Genomic DNA, 19,767 nt, shown 5'->3' on the forward strand with positions numbered 1-19,767 from the left:
CGCTCAGGCTGCCGCATGGGGCGGGGATGGCTGGGCCGGGATCACGTCAGCGGCTTGAGCCAGCGCGTCGAGCTTGCGCAAAGCAGCCTTCTTGTGGGGCACCCTCGGGGACGCCTCCACTGCGAGGGTCACAAGCCGCAGCCGGACACCCAGTTCCTCCTGGGAAAGCAGCAAGCTGAGTGCGGGCAGGGCCCGGTCCGCTTCGACGTGGAGAGCCACATCGACGGCGGTCCGGAGCGGGCTGGTCACGAGCAGCCCGCCGATGCTGACAACGTCCATTTGGCCCAAGCGGACTTCGTGCAGGATGCAGCCCCGCGCCGAACGCAAACTCGATATGCGGTGTTTGGCGTCCACCAGGAGTGAAAGCCGCTCGGGGGAGTCCGCACAGCCGTAGATCCAGGCTGCCGTCATGCGGCCCGCAACGACTTTCCTGCGGATGCGGTCCGGGACCGCGAGGGCGGCCGCCCGGGCGCGGAGCCTGGGCGTGACGGCCAGCCCGGCAGGAGTAAAGCTCTTCTCGTAGAGCGGGGTAAGCACGCCGTCGGCAGCCATGGATTGAAGCTCGGCCCACGTGAACTGCCGCCCGGGCGCATACAGTTCCTGGGCAGGGAAGCCCTGTTTTTGTGGAGGTTGTTGCGGAGGCGGTAATCTCTGGGCCATTCAGCAATCATCGCGTGGCCGCCGTAACGGCAACAGGCCCCGTTCCGGTTATGTGGATAACCGGAACGGGGCCTGTCAGCTCAGTGAAGACTGGCAGCACAGTGAAGACTGTCAGCCCGTGGACTACTAGGCGAGGTCGCTGGCCGAGCGCTGGATCTGGTCGAGCCAAGCCTCGCGGGCTTCAAGGGCCTCACGGGCGTTCTTGATGCGGCGCTGGTCTCCGGCCTTTTCAGCCTTTTCCAGGTCTTCCTTCAGGCCGGCGATAGCCGCCTCAAGTTGTGACAGGGCGCTGTTGGTGCGTGCCTTGGTTTCCGGGTTGCTCCGGCGCCACTTGTCCTCTTCGGCTTCGCGTACGGCGTCCTCGACCTTGCGCAGACCGGCTTCGATCCTGCCCATGTCGGCGCGGGGGACCTTTCCGGCTTCTTCCCAGCGGTCGCGGATCGACTGCAGGGCCTTCTTGGCAGCATTGAGGTCTGTAATCGGCAGCAGGCCCTGGGCCTCGGCGACGAGCTCTTCCTTGACGGAAAGGTTGGCCGTGTACTGCTGGTCGATCTCGTCATTGGCAGCCTGGCGGTTGCTGAAGAAGACGTCCTGGGCTGCCCGGAAGCGCAGCCAAAGGGCATCGTCGTCCTTGCGGCTCGCGCGAGGCGTGGCCTTCCACTGGTCCATGAGCCGGCGGTATTCGCCGGCCGCGAAACCCCAGTCCGTGGAAGTTGAGAGAGCTTCGGCCTCGACAATCAGCTGTTCCTTGGCAACCTTTGCCGCCGAGTTGGTGCTGTCCAACTGGGAGAAGTAGGCGCGGCGGTGCCGGTCGAAGACGGTACGGGCCGACCGGAACCGCTTCCACAGTGCATCTTCGTTGCTGCGGCCAAGCCGGATGCCATTCTTCTGGGCTGTCTTCCAGCTCTCGAAGAGTTCGTTCATGCGGGCGCTCGACGTCTTCCACTGGACCTGGGACGGGTCCTGGGACGCGATGGATTCCGCTTCGGCAACGATCGCCTCGCGTGCCGCGAGTTCCGCCGAGCGTGCGGCGTCGTGCGCTGCCTTCTCGGACTTCTCCAATTCGGAAATCTGTCCGGCGAGGGCATCCAGGCGGGCTTCCGCGGCGCGGATGTCGCCTACCATGTTGCGCTCGGCCAACTGCTCGCGCAGGTGCTCGACAGTCTTCTGCATGTCCGTGGCAGGGGCCTTGGACTCGACGCGGTGCTCCATCAAGACGATCTGAGCGACCACGTCCTCGTACTTCCGCGCGAAGTAGGCCAGCGCCTCATCGGTGCTCACTCCGGGGTACTGTCCCACCGGCTGCTCTTCGCCGTCGATGGTCAGGAAGACATGGCCGTCACCCTCGGCCCGCCCCCACTTGGCAGCTTCGGCCAGGGAGACAGCCGTAGGCTGGGCTGCCGGCGCGGCCGGAATCACGCTTGTTGGTGCTTTCGGGCGGGCAGCAAAGGCCGCGGGAGAAGGCGCGTGCGAGGCGGCCGGACGTGGTGCCGGAGAAGCAGGCTTGGGCGCCGACTCGGCCGCGTCGTCTGCCGGGGCGGCCGGCTCGACGCCGGTTTGCTCAGCTACCGGAGCCTGGGCTTCTTCTTCGTTGGCCACTACCGCAGTTTCGTCGGATTTCTGACTGTCTGTCACCGCTAAAAGTCTTTCGCTTGGAGGGATTACTAAGGTAATGCGCCGTGGACCGTGGTCCTGGCTGGTTACTTCAGAGAAAACGAGTCTATCGTGACAGGTGCCACAGGGGCGCCGTCAGTGGAGCTACTGCCCGGATTAATACCTGCCTGGGCAATCTTCGTTACAACATCCATCCCACTCGTCACCTTCCCCACGATCGTGTAGCCGCCGGCTGAATCCGGCGGAATGACCGTGTCCTTGTACACGATGAAAAACTGGTGCCCGTTGCCGTAGGCGTTGTTGCCGGTCCGGGCGACGGCAATGGTTCCGGCAGGGTAAGTGTTGTTCGCGGGGGTGTTCTCCAGCGGCCCCCAGTGGAAGTTCGGGTCGTCGGTGGTGTCCGCGCCCTTGGCTCCGCACTGCAGCACCGCGAAGTTGTCAGCGGTGGTCAATCGGGGGCACTTGAGCCCGCTGTAGTACCCCGCGTCGGTGAGGGACTTGAACACGGCTGCGGCCTGGGGGGCTGTTGTGCCGTCCAGTTCGACGCCGACTGCGCCTCCGTTGAGGCTGAGCTGGCCGGTGAACGTCTTACCCGCGGCGGTGTCCGCTTTAGGGATGCCGGCACTGTTCGATCCGGTTGCTTCGGCGGAAGCGGATGGGTTCGCAGAGGCTGAGGCGGACGGGGAACTCAGCCCGGCCTGCGCCGCTGCGAACTCGGACTCGCTTGGGTTTGAGTTGAAGACCGTGAGTTGAAGCACGACCGCGGCAATCAAGGCTGCGGCGCCCACACTGACCGCGATCACATTGTCCCGGCGGCGGCGCTTGCCCTGTGCGCGACGAAGCTCGCGCTTGGCTTCCATCTGCCTGATGCGCCGTTTGGCTTCACGGTTGTCCCGCGGCCTTGTAGACAAGGGTCCTCCTGGTTGACTGGACAAGCTTCCATCGCAGGCGAGCCGAACCGGGTGCCCGCATTAGATGTGCGGGCGCCGAAAGCATAAACTGGCTGCCGCACATAGTTTATGCATGACTGGCTGGACACCCGCCCCACCTGAGCCGATTCGGCCCGCGGTTCGTGGCGCGGGAGCCGGCCCACGCAATCATTGAGGAGAAATTTCCACCATGGCTCGTACCGCCTCCCTGTCCGGATTCCCCGAGTGGCTTCCCCAGGAGCGGTTGGTGGAACTGCATGTGCTGGACACGTTGCGCAAGACGTTCGAGCTCCACGGCTTCTCTTCCATCGAGACGCGCGCTGTTGAGACAGTCGGCCAGCTTCTCCGCAAGGGCGAGATCGACAAAGAGGTATATGGCCTCAGCCGCCTGCAGGAAGATGAGGACGCTTCAGGCGCGAGCGGAAATGAGGGCGGAAAATCGGACAAGTCCGATCCCAACGCCCTGGCCCTCCACTTCGACCTCACGGTCCCGTTTGCCCGTTATGTCGTGGAAAACGCCGGCTACCTCGCCTTCCCGTTCCGCCGCTACCAGATCCAGAAGGTGTGGCGCGGGGAACGTCCCCAGGAGGGCCGTTCCCGTGAGTTCACGCAGGCGGACATCGACGTCGTGGGCGACGGCGAATTGCCATTCCGTTATGACGTCGAGATCGCACTTGTCATTGCCGAAGCGCTGAGCGCCCTTCCCATTCCGGACTTCCGCCTGCGGATCAACAACCGCAAGCTGGCCGAGGGCTTCTACCGCGGTATCGGCCTCACGGACACCGCCGGTGTACTTCGCAGCATCGACAAGCTCGAGAAGATCGGCGAAGCGAAGGTTGCCGAGTTGCTCAGGAACGAACTCGGCGCCACGGATGAGCAGGCGGCACTGGCGTTGAAGCTTGCCAGCATCCGCACCGAGGACACGTCCTTTGTTGCGCAGGTCCGCGCCCTCGGGGTTACTGACGAACTGCTCGAAGAAGGCCTCAGCGAACTCGAACAGGTCATCGAAGCTGCAGTGCAGCGCGCCCCCGGCAAGGTTGTTGCCGACCTCAGCATCGCCCGGGGCCTCGACTACTACACCGGTACCGTCGTCGAAACCGTCCTGGTGGGACACGAGCAGCTCGGTTCCATTTGCTCAGGCGGCCGCTACGACGCCCTTGCCAGCAAGGGCAACCGCAAGTTCCCCGGCGTCGGCCTCTCGATCGGCGTGACCCGCCTGGTCTCCCGCATCCTGAGCCAGGAATTCGCGATGGCGTCACGCTCGGTGCCTACAGCGGTACTTGTGGCCCTGAACAACGACGAGAGCTGGTCTTCGGCCCAGGATGTCGCGGCCCAGTTGCGCGGCCGGGGGATCGCAACCGAGGTCGCGGCGAAGGCCGAGAAGTTCGGCAAGCAGATCAAGTTCGCCGACCGCCGCGGCATTCCTTTCGTCTGGTTCACGGACGACGACGGCAACCACCAGGTGAAGGACATCCGCACGGGAGAGCAAGTCGACGCGGATCCCGCCAGCTGGGAGCCGTCAGCGGAGGATCTCCACGTCCGCATCACAACGCGCTAGGCGCGGGCCCGCACCTCAGCTTCATCCATACGGGTAAACTCGAACGGGATCGTTTTATCATGGTCCGCTGAAAATCATGTTGAAAGGAATGCTGTGCTGCGCACACATGACCTCGGATCCTTGCGTTCCGAGCACATTGGACAGACCGTCACCCTGGCAGGCTGGGTAGGCCGCCGCCGAGATCACGGTGGCGTGGCCTTCGTCGATCTGCGTGACGCATCCGGTGTCGCCCAGGTGGTCGTCCGCGAGGAAGAGGTCTTCCACGGCCTGCGCAATGAATACGTGCTGCAGATCGTGGGCACCGTGAGCAAGCGTCCCGAGGGCAATGAAAACCCCGCTCTCGCCACCGGCGAGATCGAGGTCATTGCTGAAAAAGTAGTGATCCTCAACACCTCGGACCCCCTCCCGTTCCAGATCGACGAGCATGTGGAAGTCGGTGAGGAAGCCCGACTCAAGCACCGCTACCTCGACTTGCGCCGCCCCGGCCCCGCCCGGAACCTGCGCCTGCGCTCCGAAGCAAACCGGGTGGCCCGCGAGCTTCTTCACGAACAGGGTTACGTGGAGATCGAAACTCCCACGCTGACGCGGTCGACGCCGGAAGGCGCCCGTGACTTCGTTGTTCCGGCGCGCTTGGCACCGGGTTCCTGGTATGCGCTTCCGCAGTCGCCGCAGCTTTTCAAGCAGCTGCTCCAGGTTGGCGGTTTCGAAAAGTACTACCAGATCGCACGTTGCTACCGCGACGAGGACTTCCGTGCGGACCGCCAGCCGGAATTCACCCAGCTCGACATCGAAGCCAGCTTCGTTGACCAGGACGACATCATTGAGCTCGGCGAAGGCATCGTCAAGGCGGTGTGGCAGCTGATCGACGTCGAGATCCCGACGCCGATCCGCCGCATGACCTGGCACGAGGCGATGGCCAGGTACGGTTCGGACAAGCCGGACCTGCGCTTCGGCCTCGAACTCACCGAGCTGACCGAGTTCTTCAAGGACACGAACTTCGGCGTCTTCAAGGCGCCTTACGTCGGTGCCGTCGTCATGCCCGGCGGAGCCTCCCAGGCCCGCCGCGCCCTGGACGCCTGGCAGGAGTGGGCCAAGCAGCGTGGCGCCAAGGGTCTGGCCTATGTGCTCTTCAAGGAAGACGGCGAGCTCGCGGGTCCCGTAGCCAAGAACCTCACGGACACCGAGCGTGCCGGCCTGGCCGACGCGGTGGGCGCCAAGCCCGGCGACTGCATTTTCTTTGCCGCCGGGGAGAAATCACCGTCCCGTGCCTTGCTGGGCGCCGCCCGCGTCGAGATCGGACACCGCACCGGACTGATCGACCCCAAGGACTGGGCCTTCGTCTGGATCGTGGACGCGCCGATGTTCGAACCGGCAGCTGCGGCTGTCGCCTCCGGTGACGTTGCGGTGGGTGGCGGACAGTGGACGGCCCTGCATCACGCCTTCACTTCCCCGAAGCCCGAATTCCTGGACTCCTTTGACAAGGACCCGGAGGCGGCACTGTCCTACGCCTACGACATCGTGTGCAACGGCAATGAAATCGGCGGCGGCTCCATCCGTATCCACGAGAGCGATGTCCAGGAGCGTGTTTTCGAGCTCATGGGCCTGGACAAGGAAGACGCCCAGACCAAATTCGGATTCCTCCTTGAGGGCTTCAAGTTCGGCGCGCCCCCGCACGGTGGCATGGCCTTCGGTTGGGACCGCGTTGTGGCCTTGTTGGCCGGCGTCGACTCGATCCGCGACGTCATCGCCTTCCCGAAGTCCGGCGGCGGCTACGATCCCCTGACCGCTGCTCCTGCGCCCATCACGGCGCAGCAGCGCAAGGAAGCCGGAGTCGACTTCAAGCCTGAGGCCAAGCCGCAGGCAAACAAGCCGGAGTAGCTGGAAACCTTGGAAGTGTCCCGGAGGCCCCCGCGCATTGCGGGGGCCTCCGGCGTACCATGACGGCGATTGAATTTGAGGAGGACGCGTGGCGCAGCAAATGGGCCTTGCTTTGATCGAGGAGCTCATGGACCGTGCATGGCCCGCGCCGGACCGTGAGGACACCGGGGATTGGGTCATGCGGGCTGCGGGAGGTGTCACCCAGCGGGCAAACTCGGTGTGGCCCAGGAAACGGGCTCATGACCACGAGTCGGCAGTCCGTGCCGCCACGCAGTGGTATCGCTCGAGGCGCTTGCCCCTGATCTTCCAGGTTTTCGACGACGAACGGAGCGCAGGCCTCAATGCTGTGCTTGATGCGCAGCGATTCACCCGGCAGTCCGAGACCCTCATCATGGTCCGGGCAGGCCGCTCCATGGACTCGCTCGACCCCTGCAAAGCTGACGTCGAGTTCTTGGAAGATCCTTCCGAAGAGTGGCTCCGGTTGTGGTGGTCGGTTGACGGCCGCGGGGGCGACGCCGAGCTGGAGATTGCACGGAAGATCCTTGAGTCCTGCCCGTCCGTTTACGCTCTGGTGAGGGACGACGACGGCGCCCCGGCCGCCGTCGGGCGCCTCGCCTTGGTGGACGGCTGGGGAGGGATCTACTGCATGGCAACCGCAGCCGGGCACCGTCGGCAGGGCTATGCGCGGCAGGTACTTGACGCCCTCCTTTCGGCCGGCAGTCATCGAGGCGTGTCGGAATTCTGGCTGTTGGTGATGGCTTCGAATACGGCAGCGCGGGCTCTGTACGACGGCGCCGGGTTCGCAGAGCGCGGAAGGTACCTCTATCGGCAGGCACGGCCCCAGCGGGCACTCTCGGGCTGCTAGGACGCGCAGCCGCGCCGGCCGCACTGTCGGCTGGAGCGCGGCGCTGCCCCTCTGGGCCTCATTCCAGAATGAGCTACGCGACTCCAGAATGAGCCACGCGCGCGGGCGGGCTCGTACGGATCGTCCCACGCCGTCGTCAGCTTGGGTGCTGCTCTGTGTGCGCTGTTGCTGGGGTGTGGGCTGCCTCCGCGCCCCAGGGGTTGGGGTCTTTTTACGGGCGCTTGTCCAGCAAGGGCGCCTGGACGGCAGGCGGGTTTGCACAGCAAGAGAGGTCCGCGGTCGCTGGGGCGTGCCCTAGCGACGGGTCGGGTGTTCTTTCTTTGGGGTTCGTTGCTGGTCGGTTGCTTGACTACGCGGCGTATGCGGCGTTGGGGTCGTCCTCGGGCAGGCCCCAGCCTGGGTAGTCCGTGTCCGGATCGTCCGGATCGTCCGCATCGTCAAGGGTGTGGGGCCAGGGGTGGGCGGCCGTGAAGGAACTCCAGTCGGGGAAGGGATCCACCGGTAGTTCGTGTTCTTGGGGCAGGTCCGTGTCTGGTGGCAGGTCCGTGCCTGGTGGTAGTTCGTGTCCCGGGGGCAGGTCCGTGTCTGGCGGCGGCTCGGGGTGGTCCGGCGGGGTAACTGCCGCCATGTTTGTGGTGGGGGTGCGGTGTGGCCAGTGGGGTGGTTCCCAGTCTTGGTGTTCGCTGCGGTAGTGCCGGCCAGTGGGTGAGGTCCATCCGGGTGGGTTGTTTTTGCTGGCTGGGGTGGGAGTCCAGGCGGTGGTGTGTTTGAGGCGGTGGTGTTTGGGGCAAGGTTGGCCCAGATTGTTGATGCCGGTGGTGCCTCCGTCGGCCCAGGCCAGGAGGTGGTCGGCGTCGTTGTCCAGGGAGTGGTTGTTGCAGCCGGGGAAGGGGCATTTGGCGTCGCGGAGGCGCAGCCATTGGCGCATGGCTTTGGTGAGGCGGTAACTGGTTCGTCCGATTTCCAGCGGGGCGCCGTCGCGTGGGTCGGTCAGGACGCGGTGGAAGGAGTCGGCGCCTTCGGCGATCAAGGCCCGGGCCATGGAGGGCGGGATCGGCCCGTATCCGTCGAGCATGGCCGGTTCTTCGGTCGCGCCCAGCAGGGACAGGACCGGCACGGTGACCAGGACCTGCGCCCGCGGGAACGGCACCCGCCCCGGCACCTCGGCACTGGTACCTGCGTCCCTGGCTGCCACATTCCAGGGCGTTCCGACGCTGCCAGGCATCCCAGCACGGCCGGCGCCAGCCATCACGCCGCCGCCGCCGGCTCTGCCGGGATTCCCGGCACCGCCGCCGGCCATCTCGCCGTCGACCAGACCGCCGTAGTCGTTGTTGGTGGTGTTGGTGAGGAGCCAGGTGGCGGCGATGTCAGCGCGGAGTTGGGTGAGGGTGCGGGGTTCGTGGGGTTGTTGGAGGGCACGGGCGGCTGCGGTGCAGCGGTTCCAGATGCCTGCAGCGGTGGTTGCTGGGAGGTACGCGGAGAGCCAAGCCATGCCGTCGGTGTCGGGGGTGTATTCGATCCGCCGGTCGCTGGCGCTTTTGGTGTGGCGTTCTTCGATGCTTTCCGGGTGGTGGCGTTCGCGCCAGGCGCGGGCTTTGGCTCGGAACCGGGCCGGGACGAGATCCCCGGCGGGGCAGCCGCGGGCGGCGTTGGGGGGATCGGGGTCCAGGAAGTGTGCTTCCAGGGCTGTGGTTCCCGCCGGGTCCAGGGTGTGGGATTGTTCGATGATGATCCGGGCGTGTTGCCAGGAGATGGTTCCGGAGTACAGGGCGGCCCTGGTCAGGGGCAGGTCCGTGCCCAGTGCCTGGGCATCGGACAGGAGGGCCCCGGCGGCGCGTTCGCTGATGGTCAGGACGCAGGCGATCTCGGCGAGCAGCGCAAGTTCCCGGGCAGTGGCTTCGGCAGGGGAGCAGGCCGGGGATGCCAGGGCGCTGGCTGCCCGGGCGTAGTCCGCCGCGAGGCTGGCCTTCAGGGCCGCGGTCCGGGCTTCCAGCCGGGCCACTTCCGCGAGCCCGTCCAGGCACCCGTCGGCCAGGTCGCGCAACGGATCGGAACTGTCCGCGCCGGTCCCGGCAAGATCGGCAAGCACGGTGACGGAAGCGGCAACGGCCTCCACGGCCGCGCTGCTTTCCGAACCCCAGACTGTCCTTCGATCCATACACCTACCCTCACACGAGGCACCGACGCTTTAGCGTCTGAGGCGTCCCGGCCCGAAAAATCCCCCAAAAACACGGGCGGGAACGCGACCAAGGAGCTAGGGGACGAGCGTCCGGAAAGACTAACTGAAGAGACGCCGTGCCTCGAGGTTCCCGGCTTCAGAGGGCGAGCGGCCGGAGCTGGAGAGGGGCTAAGAGCCGGCCGGCCTCGTAGTACGACGCGAACACCTCAGCGGCCTCGGATGCTGAAAACACCTCGGACGAGGCCACGCGCGCCTCACATCCGTCCCATGGACCCGGGGTCGGGGAAGCGCCGCAGCGACCTGGCCCGACCCCCCGGCCAACACAAGCGCCCCAGGAACCCGCCGCCTGCCCTGGCCGTCTTAGCGTCGCAGCCTACCGCGGGGGATCCGTCACCTGGATCCGCACGGCGCACGCATCTGCGGCAGCCTTGCGCAGCACGGTTGCGTTCGGGTCGGCGACTGCCAAAAATGCGAGCCTCTTCCGTGATGCGTATTGTTTCAACGCCGCGTCTTCCAGGACAGAAGCCGACAGAGCTGCGTCTCCGCCCAGGACCACGTATTCAATGGCGTGCCCCACGAACACACCGGCGGCATATCCGGCCACAGCTTCCGTCAGCGCGTTGGCTTGGTTTTCCCGACGCCGGGCAAAGCGTTGCTGCGAGGATCCTCCTGCCGCCGAGCGCGACTGCACGTAACGGGAACCCGTTTTCGACGCAGACACTTTGCCGCCGCTCGCGACCCCCACTGCGTAGCCGCCCCGGCGGACCAGGATGATGCCGAGCGGCCTTTCCTGTGAAGCAAGCGACGCCAAACGCTCAACCGTGGTTGTGCCCCTGCCGGGCCTTCCATCGACGGGCCACGGGGCTTGCAACAGTGCAGTCGTCCCGTCAGCGGCTCGCAACAGCGTGCCGCCGTCGTCGGGCTCCTCCATGATGGCGCCGTGGCTCGCAGCGAAGCGCTCCACCCAGCCGGGCAGCCGCGCACCGGATATGAAGGCGGTGCGCTGCTTTTCGTTGGGGCCGGACGGCCGGGTCTCCACGTCGATGTCTCCTTCGCTGGAATCATGAGTAGCCTATCCATGTGGAAGATCTCTTTGGTGCCGGCTCGGACAACGACGACGCCGGCAGCCAGCCGGCTTCAGACGATCCGGATTCAGACCGTTCCGGAACCGGACGCCGGGCGTCGCCGCGAAGCCCCCTGGCCGTCCGCATGAGGCCACGGACGCTTGACGACGTTGTGGGCCAGCAGCATTTGCTGGGCCAAGGGTCCCCCCTGCGGCAACTCGCCGCAGGAGCCGCCGCCGCCGGGCCCGCCGGCCCGAGCTCGGTCATCCTGTGGGGACCGCCCGGCACGGGCAAGACGACGCTCGCGCACGTCATCGCCCGCGGACCCGGCCGTAAGTTCGTTGAACTATCCGCCATCACAGCAGGCGTCAAGGATGTCCGGCTCGTCATGGAAAACGCTCTGACTGCCCGGGATCTTTACCGGACCACCACCGTGCTGTTCCTCGATGAGATCCACCGATTCAACAAAGCGCAACAGGACGCCCTGCTTCCCGGGGTCGAGAAAGGTTGGGTGGTCCTGGTCGCAGCCACCACGGAAAACCCTTCGTTCTCCGTGGTCTCACCGCTGCTTTCCCGATCGCTGCTGCTCACCCTGAAGCCGCTCACTGACAGCGACATCGAAGGGCTTCTCCAACGCGCGGTTGCCGATGCCCGCGGCTTGGCCGGGGGAGTGGAACTCACCCCGGAAGCCCTTGAGCATTTAGTCCGGCTGTCCGGTGGAGATGCCCGCCGCGCGCTTACTGCGCTCGAAGCCGCTGCCGGCGTGGCGTACGGGGACCGGAACAACGACGGCGGCGACCCCGAGCACGCCCCTGAAGAGGAAGGCCTCGCCGGTGACGGCGCCCCCGAGGCTCCGGTGGTCGTCGAACTCCGCCATACGGAGCGGGCCCTGGATTCCGCCGCCATCCGCTACGACCGCGCTGGGGACCAGCACTACGACGTCGCCAGCGCGTTCATCAAATCGATCCGCGGCTCCGACGTTGATGCGGCCCTCCATTACCTGGCCCGCATGCTCGAAGCCGGCGAGGATCCGCGCTTCGTGGCCCGCCGGATTGTCATTTCGGCTGCGGAGGACATCGGCATGGCAGATCCGACGGCGTTGCAGACCGCCGTCGCCGCGGCCCAGGCTGTGCAGTTGATCGGCATGCCCGAAGGACGGATCATCCTCGCCGAAGCTGTGGTGCATCTTGCGACGGCGCCCAAGTCCAATGCCGCCTACATGGGCATCAACAAAGCCATCGCCGATGTGCGCGCGGGCATGGGTGTCGGGATTCCTGCGCACTTGCGCGATGCGCACTACCAAGGAGCAAAGGGCCTGGGCCACGGCCAAGGCTACAAGTACGCCCACGATGCACCGCACGGCGTGGCCGCCCAGCAATACGCGCCGGATGATTTGCTCGGCAGGGACTACTACGAGCCCACGGCGAACGGCGCTGAGCGGGAAATCGCTCCCAGGCTCGAGCGGCTGCGGAGGATCATCCGGGGTAAGTAGTCCTCATGGTAAGATCGATCTTTGTCTGGCAAGGCTCGGACGCACAATCCATCAAAATCCAGGTTTTGACGCTGTGCCCTGTGCCCCGTAGCAAAAGGCAGCGGTTGGCCGATGCTCTCCCTCATGGAGGCCAGTAACACTGACACACCGCAGATATTGGAAGGACACAAGTGGCTAACAACACTCGTGCTCGCCGTACCGCACGCCTTTCGCGTGCACTCGGCATCGCTCTGACTCCCAAGGCCGCCAAGTACATGGAGCGCCGTCCGTACGGCCCCGGTGAGCATGGCCGTGCCCGCAAGAAGCAGGACTCTGACTACGCCGTACGTCTGCGCGAAAAGCAGCGTCTGCGCGCCCAGTACGGAATCCGTGAAGCCCAGATGACCCGTGCCTTCGAAGAAGCACGCCGCACCAAGGGCCTGACCGGTGAAAACCTGATCGAACTGCTCGAAATGCGTCTCGACGCCCTCGTGCTGCGTGCCGGCTTTGCCCGCACCATCGCCCAGGCCCGCCAGCTGGTTGTGCACCGCCACATTCTCGTTGACGGCATCCGCGTGGACCGCCCGTCGTTCCGCGTTGCTGAAGGCCAGCTCATCCACGTTCACAGCCGCAGCGAAGTCATGGCTCCGTTCCAGGTTGCAGCTGCCGGCGCACACCGCGATGTCCTGCCCCAGGTTCCGGCCTACTTGGACGTCAAGCTTGACGCCCTGCAGGCACGCCTGGTTCGTCGCCCGAAGCGCTCTGAGGTCCCCGTGACCTGCGAAGAGCAGCTCGTGGTCGAATTCTACGCTCGCTGATTTTCAGCAAGTACATACAAAGAAGCCCGTGGCACGCGCCGCGGGCTTCTTTGTATGTAAGGTACTTGGGGAAGCCACGCTGGGGTGCCGGTGTCCAACCGCATGGCGCACCGACGGAACGCAACAAATGCTAGGAGATGAGTGTCCATGACTGGTGGCGATATTGCAGGCCTGATCGCAGCCGGAGTTTTCGCGCTCCTTGTGGTGCTGTTGGCTGTACCGATCCTCAAACTCGGGCGCGTCTTCGATGAAGTCCGCACCTCAATCCGCTCTTTGAGTGACGGAGCGACGCCGCTGATGGACGAAGTCACGGCGACGGTTTCCACGACCAACCAGCAGCTGATGAAGGTGGACGGCATCACCTCGAACGTTTCAGACGCCTCCGCCAACATCTCTGCCCTGTCCTCGCTGGTGGCCGCCACAGTCGGCTCGCCGCTCATCAAGGTGGCGGCATTCAGCTATGGAGTGCGCTCGGCTTTCGCCGCCCGCCGCAAACCGAGCAGTGGCCGCCGCAGCCGCTGAATCCGTTCATAAGTCAGGAAAACCGTGAAAAGAATTGTCTGGATGGGGATCGGCGTGGCAATCGGAGTCATCGCCTTCCGCAAGATCACCCAAGCACAGGCCACTATTGGCCCCGAAGGCCTGAACCGCGCCGTAGGGCGGCTGGCCGACGGCGTGTATGACTTCGCCGACGCCGTGCGCGCCGGAATGAACGAACGCGAAGTCGACCTCAGGGCCGCACTCGGCGTTGGGGAGTCCGACGCCGGACGCCGCTAGGCACCGCGGTTCGCCCAGCGGCCGTCAACAGGGCAGAATTAGAAGCTGCGGCAATGGCACGTGCCAGAACCGCGCACAAACTCATGTGCAGTGAATTGAGAAGGGTAAGTAATCAGCTAATGAAGTCGCAGGAGATCACCAAACGCTGGGTGGACTTTTTTGTCAGCAAGGGCCATACCGCCGTCCCCTCCGCATCGCTCGTATCCAGCGACCCTTCCCTCCTCTTCACTGTGGCCGGCATGGTTCCGTTCATTCCTTACCTGACCGCACGCGAGGAGCCGCCCTTCAAGCGCGCCACGAGCGTCCAGAAGTGCATCCGCACCGGCGACATCGAAGAAGTGGGCAAGACCGCCCGTCACGGAACGTTCTTCCAGATGTGCGGAAACTTCTCCTTCGGGGACTACTTCAAGGAAGACGCCATCAAGTTCGCTTTCGAACTGCTCACCAAGAGCGTCGACGACGGCGGCTACGGACTCGACGTCGACCGCCTCTGGGTGACCGTCTACGAAGAAGACGACGAAGCCCAGGAGCTGTGGCTCAAGAACACCGGCATCCCCGCGTCGCGCATCCAGAGGATGGGCAAGGCGGACAACTACTGGTCCACCGGGCAGCCTGGGCCTGCCGGACCCTGCTCGGAAATCTACTACGACCGCGGCCCGGCCTACGGCGCCGAAGGCGGTCCCATCGCGGACGAAAACCGTTATGTCGAAATCTGGAACCTCGTGTTCATGCAGTACCAGATCGAGAACGTCCGCTCGAAGGTGGACTTCGACATCGTCGGCGAGCTGCCCAAGAAGAACATCGACACCGGTCTCGGCATGGAGCGCCTCGCGATGATCCTGCAGGGCGTGGAAAACATGTACGAAACGGACCAGGTCCGCCCCGTCATCGACAAGGCCGCAGCCCTGTCCGGCAAGGAGTACACCTCCGCCGAGACCGCTGACGACCCGCACCACACGGACGATGTCCGGATGCGCGTTGTTGCCGACCACATCCGTTCGGCCCTCATGCTGATCTCCGACGGCGTGTCCCCGTCCAACGAGGGCCGCGGCTACGTCCTGCGCAGGCTTATCCGCCGTGCAGTCCGTGCCATGCGGCTCCTCGGAGTCGAAGAAGCCTGCCTCCCGCAGTTGCTTCCCGCTTCCCGTGACGCCATGAAGGGCGTCTACCCGGTGGTGGAGACGGACTTCGAGCGCATCAGCCGGATCGCCTACGCCGAAGAAAAAGCCTTCCTGCGTACCATCGCTTCCGGCACCGCCCGCCTCGAAGAAGCCGTGGTCCTGTCCAAGGCCGCCGGAAAGCCGTTGTCAGGCGAAGATGCCTTCGCCCTTCACGACACCTACGGGTTCCCGATCGATCTCACCCTCGAAATGGCCGAGGAAGCCGGCCTGAAGGTCGACGAGGCCGAATTCCGCAGCCTTATGCTGGAACAGCGCCAGCGCGCCCAGGCAGATGCCAAAGCGAAGAAGGGCGGACACGCCGATGTCTCAGCCTTCCAGGAGCTCCTGGCCGAGGGCGAGACCGTCTTCACCGGCTACACGGAACTCGAAGGCGAGGCCCGGGTGAGAGGCATCGTCAGTTCCGGCCAGCGCGTCGCGCACGCATCCACGGGCGACGAAATCGAGCTCGTGCTCAACGAGACGCCGTTCTACGCCGAAGCCGGCGGCCAGTCCGCCGACAAGGGCCTCATCACCGGTGACGGCTTCGTCGTCGAGGTCCTCGACGTCCAGCGCCCCGTGAAGGGCTTGAGCGTCCACAAGGCGATCGTCCGCGAAGGCGAGATCGCCTCCGACGCTTTGGTACGCGCCGCCGTCGACCGCGAACGCCGCCACGCCGCAGAGCAGGCCCACACGGGCACGCACATCGTGCACGCCGCGCTGCACCAGATCCTCGGCCCGGAAGCCACCCAGCGCGGATCTTTCAACAAGGCCGGCTACCTGCGCTTCGACTTCGCCTGGGGCGAGGGATTGAGTGCCGCTACGAAGTCCGAGATCGAAGAGGTCTCGAACATCGCCATCCGTAACAACTTCCAGGTGGATACCAAGATCATGGGCCTCGCTGAGGCGAAGGCCCTGGGCGCCATGGCCCTGTTCGGGGAGAACTATGGCAGCGAAGTCCGCGTTGTCGAAATCGACGGCGCGTGGTCCCGCGAACTCTGCGGTGGCACGCATGTGGCCAATACCTCCCTCATCGGAAGCCTGTCGCTCCTCGGCGAACAGTCCGTCGGTTCGGGAAACCGCCGTGTGGAAGCCTTCGTCGGCCTGGACGCCTTCCGGCACCTAGCGGCCGAACGCGCCTTGGTTACCGAGCTCACGGAGATGCTCAAGGTTCCGTCCGGCCAGTTGGCCGATCGGATCTCCAGCACCTTGGCAAAGCTCAAGGCCACTGAGAAGGAACTTGATCGCCTCCGCAAGGAACTGTTGACCGCAGCCGCTGCGAACCTCGTAGCCACGGCCCAGGACGCCGCAGGCGTGAGGGTAGTGGCGCACGACGCCGGCCAGGTCGGGGGAGCGGACGACCTCCGCAGCCTCGCCATGGACCTGCGCAACCGTCTCGGCTCCGACGCTTCCACGGTTGCCGTGGCCGGTGTCAGCAACGACCGCCCCGTCATCATCGTGGCCACCAACGAGGCCGCGCGTGAAGCCGGCGTCAAGGCAGGAGCGCTCGTCCGCGTGGCCGCAGGAATCCTTGGCGGCGGCGGCGGCGGCAAGGACGATGTCGCCCAAGGCGGCGGAACCGACGCCGCGAAGATCGCACCGGCCCTTGCGGCCGTTGTGGACACGATCGCCAAGCGCTGATCTTGGAGGCCATTGCGCGCAACGACGACTACCCCCGGGGCATTAAACTGGGGGTAGACGTCGGCACCGTCCGCGTGGGAGTAGCCATTTGTGATCCGGACGGAATCCTGGCCACGCCGTTCAAAACGGTAAGCCGGGACGCCAAGAAGAATTCCGACATCGGAGTCATTGTCCGGCACGTCGCGGAGCTTGGAATAGTCCAGGTCTTCGTCGGGTTGCCCCGGACGATGAAGGGTGAGGAGCGCGCGTCTGCGGTCATGGCCAGCGACTACGCCGACTTGCTGGCAGCCCACTTGCAGCGCCGTGGACTCGACGTTCCCGTCAACCTGGTGGACGAGCGGCTCAGTACCGTGACGGCCCACCGCAATCTCCATGAAGCTGGCATGAGCAGCAAGGATCATCGTAAAGTGGTGGATCAGGTTGCCGCTGCCGGAATTCTGCAGCACGCGATCGACATGCAAAAAGCCAGAGGTGCGGATGTGGGCAGGCGCGTGCAGGCGCCGATGCCACCCCAACACATTGACGGTGCCAGTGCGCCGGTGCCGGCCTCGGGCATTGATCCACACTCTCCAACGAGGGGAAGACAACTGTGAGCCCGGTCAACAACGACCCCTCCAACGACGCAGCAGAAGACCGTACCCGGCCGCTGACTCGTCGTGAAATCCGTGCCAGGGAACGTTTCCTGGAGACACAGAACCAGGAGGTCCTCCCACCGCCTGTTCCTGTCCACTTTGAACCTGCGGCTGTCCCGAAGCGGCAGCCGGCGTACGTCCCGGACTACGAGCCGGCGGCCGAGGAAGCGAGTACCCACGCCGCCGACCTCCATGACGGCACCTTCCATGACGGCACCTTCCATGGCGGCGGCGTGCACAGCGAAACGGTCCGGCCCGACGAGGACGTGCTGCACGATACTTCGCCTGAAGATCCCACGCAGCACGCGGACACAGCGGAGCCGGTTGACACAGCGGAGCCGGTTGACACGGTGCGCCCCGTAGATCCACTGCACCCCGCCATCGCGCACGACAATGAGCTTCACCCCGACATCGTGGAGCACGAGGCTGTCCACAGCTACTCCGCCGCACTCAGCGAGGAATTCCACGAGCTGCATGCCCATGACGAAGGTTATGAGCACCACGATCCCGGGTTCGACTACGAAGTCCATGATGACCACGGGCCCCATGACCTCATGGCAGCTGCGACTCCCGTGCCGAAGGCCCGCTCGAAGAAGGTCCGCAGGCGCCGCCGTCTTGTCGCGCTCCTGCTCACGCTCACGGTATTCGTGGCAGCGGTTGCGGTGGGGGCGCAGTTCCTGAAGCCGTTGCTCGGAATGGACCAGGTCAACGACTACCCAGGCCCGGGTACGGGTTCGGTCACCATCACCGTGGCCCCTGGTTCCGGCCCCAAACTCGTTGCGACCAACCTTCAGAACCAGCACGTCATTGCCAACGCCGACACTTTCGTGGCGGCCTTCACTGCTGCCGGAGGCGAACTCTCGCCCGGTGATTTCACCTTCCGGACCGAGATGAAAAACTCGGACGCCGTGAATGTGCTCCTTGGCAAGGATTCGTCCAAGGTCATGTACTTCGCGCTGAGTGCGGGGCTGCGCATCGGAGAATCCCTTGATGCGATCTCCAAAGGCTCGGGCATCCCGTTGGCCGAGCTGAAGGCGCTCAGCGACTCACCTGCCCAGTTTGGCGTCCCGGCCCAGGCAAAGAACCTCGAAGGTTTCCTGGCACCGGGGGAGTACCGTTTCCCCGTCGGAACCTCAGCCAAGGACATCCTCCAGAAGCTCGTCACGGCCACCACGGATGAGCTCAAGGCCCAGGGCGTCACGGACCCCGCCAAGCAGTACCAGATCATCACGGTGGCGAGCATCGTGCAGGCCGAAGGCGGGCAGGCCGACTATGGAAACGTGGCCGGCGCCATCTATAACCGGCTCAAGCCAGGCAACACGGAGACGAACGGGCTCATCCAGTCGGACGCCACGGTGACCTACGGCCTGGGTACAAAAACACTCCACTTGACCGACGCCCAGAAGGCTGACAAGAGCAACCCCTACAACACCTACGCCAACCCGGGCCTCCCGGTCGGCCCCATTGGTTCACCTGGCAAAACGGCGATCGATGCTGCCGCAAAGCCGACGGCCAACAATTACCTTTACTGGGTGACCATCAACCTCGACACCAAGGAAACCAAGTTCTCCAGCACTTTGGCGGAACACCTCAAGTACGTTGACCAATACAACGCGTGGTGCGCAGCCAACGCGGGACGGTGCGTGTGAGTAGACGTGCTGCCGTCCTGGGGCACCCCATTGGTCACTCGAAGTCACCGGCGCTCCACCGCGCGGCCTACGCGAAGCTGGGGCTCGACATCGACTACTCGGCGATTGACGTAACCGTTGAGCGGCTGCCGGGCTTCATGGCCAGCCTTGGGGCCGGCGACGACTGGTGCGGATTGTCCGTCACCATGCCCCTCAAGACCGCCATGGTCGACCAAGTCGACGAGGTACGCGGGGCTGGCGCACACCTGGGTGTCATCAACACCGTTTCGTTCGAAGCCACGGGGCAGGGCGTGCGTCGCGTTGGCCACAACACGGATGTGGCCGGCATCGTCGAAGCCGTGAGGAACGCAGGAGTCACGGAGCGCCCTGACTCGGCGATTCTTGGCGGCGGCGGGACGTCCGCAGCGGCGATCGCAGCCCTCCGGGAGCTTGGTTCGGAACACGTTGACGTCTTTGTGCGCGACGTCGGACGGGCCGCCGAGGCGAAAGCCGCGGCAGCCGTCGTCGGACTTTCCATAAACCTTCGGCCGCTGGCCGAAGCTGCCGATGGCATGGCGGGAGCAGACCTGGTGGTCTCCACGTTGCCACCGCGGGCGGCGGACGGCATTGCGGCACAGCTCAAGCTCCTTCCCGACGATGGCAAGCTTCCCGACTCTGTCTGGGGTGTCCTGCTCGACGTCGCCTACGATCCGTGGCCCAGCCGAATTGCCGAAGTATGGCATTCGCGGGGTGGAGTGGTGGTTCCGGGCCTGGAGATGTTGCTCTATCAAGCCGTCGAGCAAATCCGTTTGTTTTCCGGCGCCGACGTCACTGCCGAAGTCATAGATGTGATGTGCGACTCAGTTGGGCTTCCCCGGCGGGTCTAGTAAGGGCCT

At 65.1% G+C, this 19,767-nt stretch carries 16 protein-coding genes; 11 read left to right on the forward strand and 5 right to left on the reverse strand.

All coding sequences use genetic code 11. The features are described from left to right. Positions 1-3: 3 nt before the first annotated feature. The 3 genes from J2S96_RS02640 to J2S96_RS02650 all read right to left on the reverse strand — a co-directional run bounded on the left by J2S96_RS02640 (position 4) and on the right by J2S96_RS02650 (position 3,134). The gene (locus J2S96_RS02640) at positions 4-552 is read right to left on the reverse strand and encodes a type IV toxin-antitoxin system AbiEi family antitoxin (protein WP_306859587.1); all 549 of its coding nucleotides are present in this window, start codon (positions 550-552) and stop codon (positions 4-6) included. 234 nt (positions 553-786) lie between these two features. Then, positions 787-2,295, reverse strand: a complete 1,509-nt coding sequence (locus J2S96_RS02645) for a DUF349 domain-containing protein (protein WP_306859588.1) — start codon at positions 2,293-2,295, stop codon at positions 787-789. 65 nt (positions 2,296-2,360) lie between these two features. Continuing rightward, positions 2,361-3,134 carry a peptidylprolyl isomerase gene (locus tag J2S96_RS02650; RefSeq protein WP_370872982.1) on the reverse strand — a complete coding sequence of 258 codons (774 nt, stop codon included), beginning with the start codon at positions 3,132-3,134 and terminating at the stop codon, positions 2,361-2,363. A gap of 259 nt (positions 3,135-3,393) precedes the next feature. Between J2S96_RS02650 and hisS the strand changes: the two genes are divergently transcribed. From hisS to J2S96_RS02665, 3 genes are all read left to right on the forward strand, one after another. Beyond that, positions 3,394-4,761, forward strand: coding sequence for a histidine--tRNA ligase (gene hisS / locus J2S96_RS02655; RefSeq protein WP_306859592.1), 1,368 nt, complete (start codon positions 3,394-3,396; stop codon positions 4,759-4,761). A gap of 93 nt (positions 4,762-4,854) precedes the next feature. Further along, positions 4,855-6,639 (forward strand): aspartate--tRNA ligase, encoded by a 1,785-nt coding sequence (gene aspS / locus J2S96_RS02660; protein ID WP_306859594.1) that lies wholly within the window; start codon positions 4,855-4,857, stop codon positions 6,637-6,639. Positions 6,640-6,739: 100 nt separating this feature from the next. Then, on the forward strand, positions 6,740-7,504 hold the full coding sequence (locus J2S96_RS02665) for a GNAT family N-acetyltransferase (RefSeq protein ID WP_306859894.1): 765 nt from the start codon (positions 6,740-6,742) through the stop codon (positions 7,502-7,504). A 349-nt stretch (positions 7,505-7,853) separates the two neighbouring features. Here J2S96_RS02665 and J2S96_RS02670 read toward each other — a convergent pair whose 3' ends face one another. Next, positions 7,854-9,662, reverse strand: coding sequence for an HNH endonuclease signature motif containing protein (locus tag J2S96_RS02670; RefSeq protein ID WP_306859596.1), 1,809 nt, complete (start codon positions 9,660-9,662; stop codon positions 7,854-7,856). A gap of 394 nt (positions 9,663-10,056) precedes the next feature. Further along, the gene (locus tag J2S96_RS02675) at positions 10,057-10,728 is read right to left on the reverse strand and encodes an acVLRF1 family peptidyl-tRNA hydrolase (protein WP_442319930.1); all 672 of its coding nucleotides are present in this window, start codon (positions 10,726-10,728) and stop codon (positions 10,057-10,059) included. A 35-nt stretch (positions 10,729-10,763) separates the two neighbouring features. Between J2S96_RS02675 and J2S96_RS02680 the strand changes: the two genes are divergently transcribed. The 8 genes from J2S96_RS02680 to J2S96_RS02715 all read left to right on the forward strand — a co-directional run bounded on the left by J2S96_RS02680 (position 10,764) and on the right by J2S96_RS02715 (position 19,758). Next, entirely contained in the window at positions 10,764-12,239 is a 1,476-nt protein-coding gene (locus J2S96_RS02680; protein WP_306859600.1) for a replication-associated recombination protein A, read from the forward strand. A 170-nt stretch (positions 12,240-12,409) separates the two neighbouring features. Continuing rightward, positions 12,410-13,036: a 30S ribosomal protein S4 gene (rpsD, locus tag J2S96_RS02685; protein ID WP_306859602.1), complete on the forward strand. Its 627-nt coding sequence runs from the start codon at positions 12,410-12,412 to the stop codon at positions 13,034-13,036. Positions 13,037-13,183: 147 nt separating this feature from the next. Then, positions 13,184-13,558, forward strand: coding sequence for a DUF948 domain-containing protein (locus tag J2S96_RS02690; protein ID WP_306859604.1), 375 nt, complete (start codon positions 13,184-13,186; stop codon positions 13,556-13,558). A 42-nt stretch (positions 13,559-13,600) separates the two neighbouring features. Further along, the gene (locus J2S96_RS02695; protein WP_306859896.1) at positions 13,601-13,813 is read left to right on the forward strand and encodes a hypothetical protein; all 213 of its coding nucleotides are present in this window, start codon (positions 13,601-13,603) and stop codon (positions 13,811-13,813) included. Positions 13,814-13,932: 119 nt separating this feature from the next. Beyond that, positions 13,933-16,611 (forward strand): alanine--tRNA ligase, encoded by a 2,679-nt coding sequence (alaS, locus tag J2S96_RS02700; RefSeq protein ID WP_306859606.1) that lies wholly within the window; start codon positions 13,933-13,935, stop codon positions 16,609-16,611. Positions 16,612-16,613: 2 nt separating this feature from the next. Then, positions 16,614-17,204 carry a Holliday junction resolvase RuvX gene (gene ruvX / locus J2S96_RS02705; protein ID WP_306859608.1) on the forward strand — a complete coding sequence of 197 codons (591 nt, stop codon included), beginning with the start codon at positions 16,614-16,616 and terminating at the stop codon, positions 17,202-17,204. Next, a complete protein-coding gene (gene mltG / locus J2S96_RS02710) occupies positions 17,201-18,892 on the forward strand; it encodes an endolytic transglycosylase MltG (protein ID WP_306859609.1) in 1,692 nt (563 codons plus the stop codon). Before ruvX ends, mltG begins: the two co-directional genes overlap by 4 nt. Beyond that, the gene (locus J2S96_RS02715; protein WP_306859610.1) at positions 18,889-19,758 is read left to right on the forward strand and encodes a shikimate dehydrogenase; all 870 of its coding nucleotides are present in this window, start codon (positions 18,889-18,891) and stop codon (positions 19,756-19,758) included. The genes mltG and J2S96_RS02715 overlap by 4 nt, the downstream gene beginning before the upstream one ends. Positions 19,759-19,767 lie beyond the last annotated feature (9 nt).

Source organism: Arthrobacter bambusae (genome assembly GCF_030812595.1).
GTDB lineage: Bacteria > Actinomycetota > Actinomycetes > Actinomycetales > Micrococcaceae > Arthrobacter > Arthrobacter bambusae_B.

Coding starts and splice junctions, on each gene's coding strand:
- alaS (WP_306859606.1), top strand. CDS start 13,933: ATGAAGTCGCAGGAGATCACCAAACGCTGGGTGGACTTTTTTGTCAGC.
- J2S96_RS02690 (WP_306859604.1), top strand. CDS start 13,184: ATGACTGGTGGCGATATTGCAGGCCTGATCGCAGCCGGAGTTTTCGCG.
- hisS (WP_306859592.1), top strand. CDS start 3,394: ATGGCTCGTACCGCCTCCCTGTCCGGATTCCCCGAGTGGCTTCCCCAG.
- J2S96_RS02670 (WP_306859596.1), bottom strand. CDS start 9,662: ATGGATCGAAGGACAGTCTGGGGTTCGGAAAGCAGCGCGGCCGTGGAG.
- J2S96_RS02650 (WP_370872982.1), bottom strand. CDS start 3,134: ATGGAAGCCAAGCGCGAGCTTCGTCGCGCACAGGGCAAGCGCCGCCGC.
- J2S96_RS02640 (WP_306859587.1), bottom strand. CDS start 552: ATGGCTGCCGACGGCGTGCTTACCCCGCTCTACGAGAAGAGCTTTACT.
- J2S96_RS02665 (WP_306859894.1), top strand. CDS start 6,740: ATGGGCCTTGCTTTGATCGAGGAGCTCATGGACCGTGCATGGCCCGCG.
- J2S96_RS02695 (WP_306859896.1), top strand. CDS start 13,601: ATGGGGATCGGCGTGGCAATCGGAGTCATCGCCTTCCGCAAGATCACC.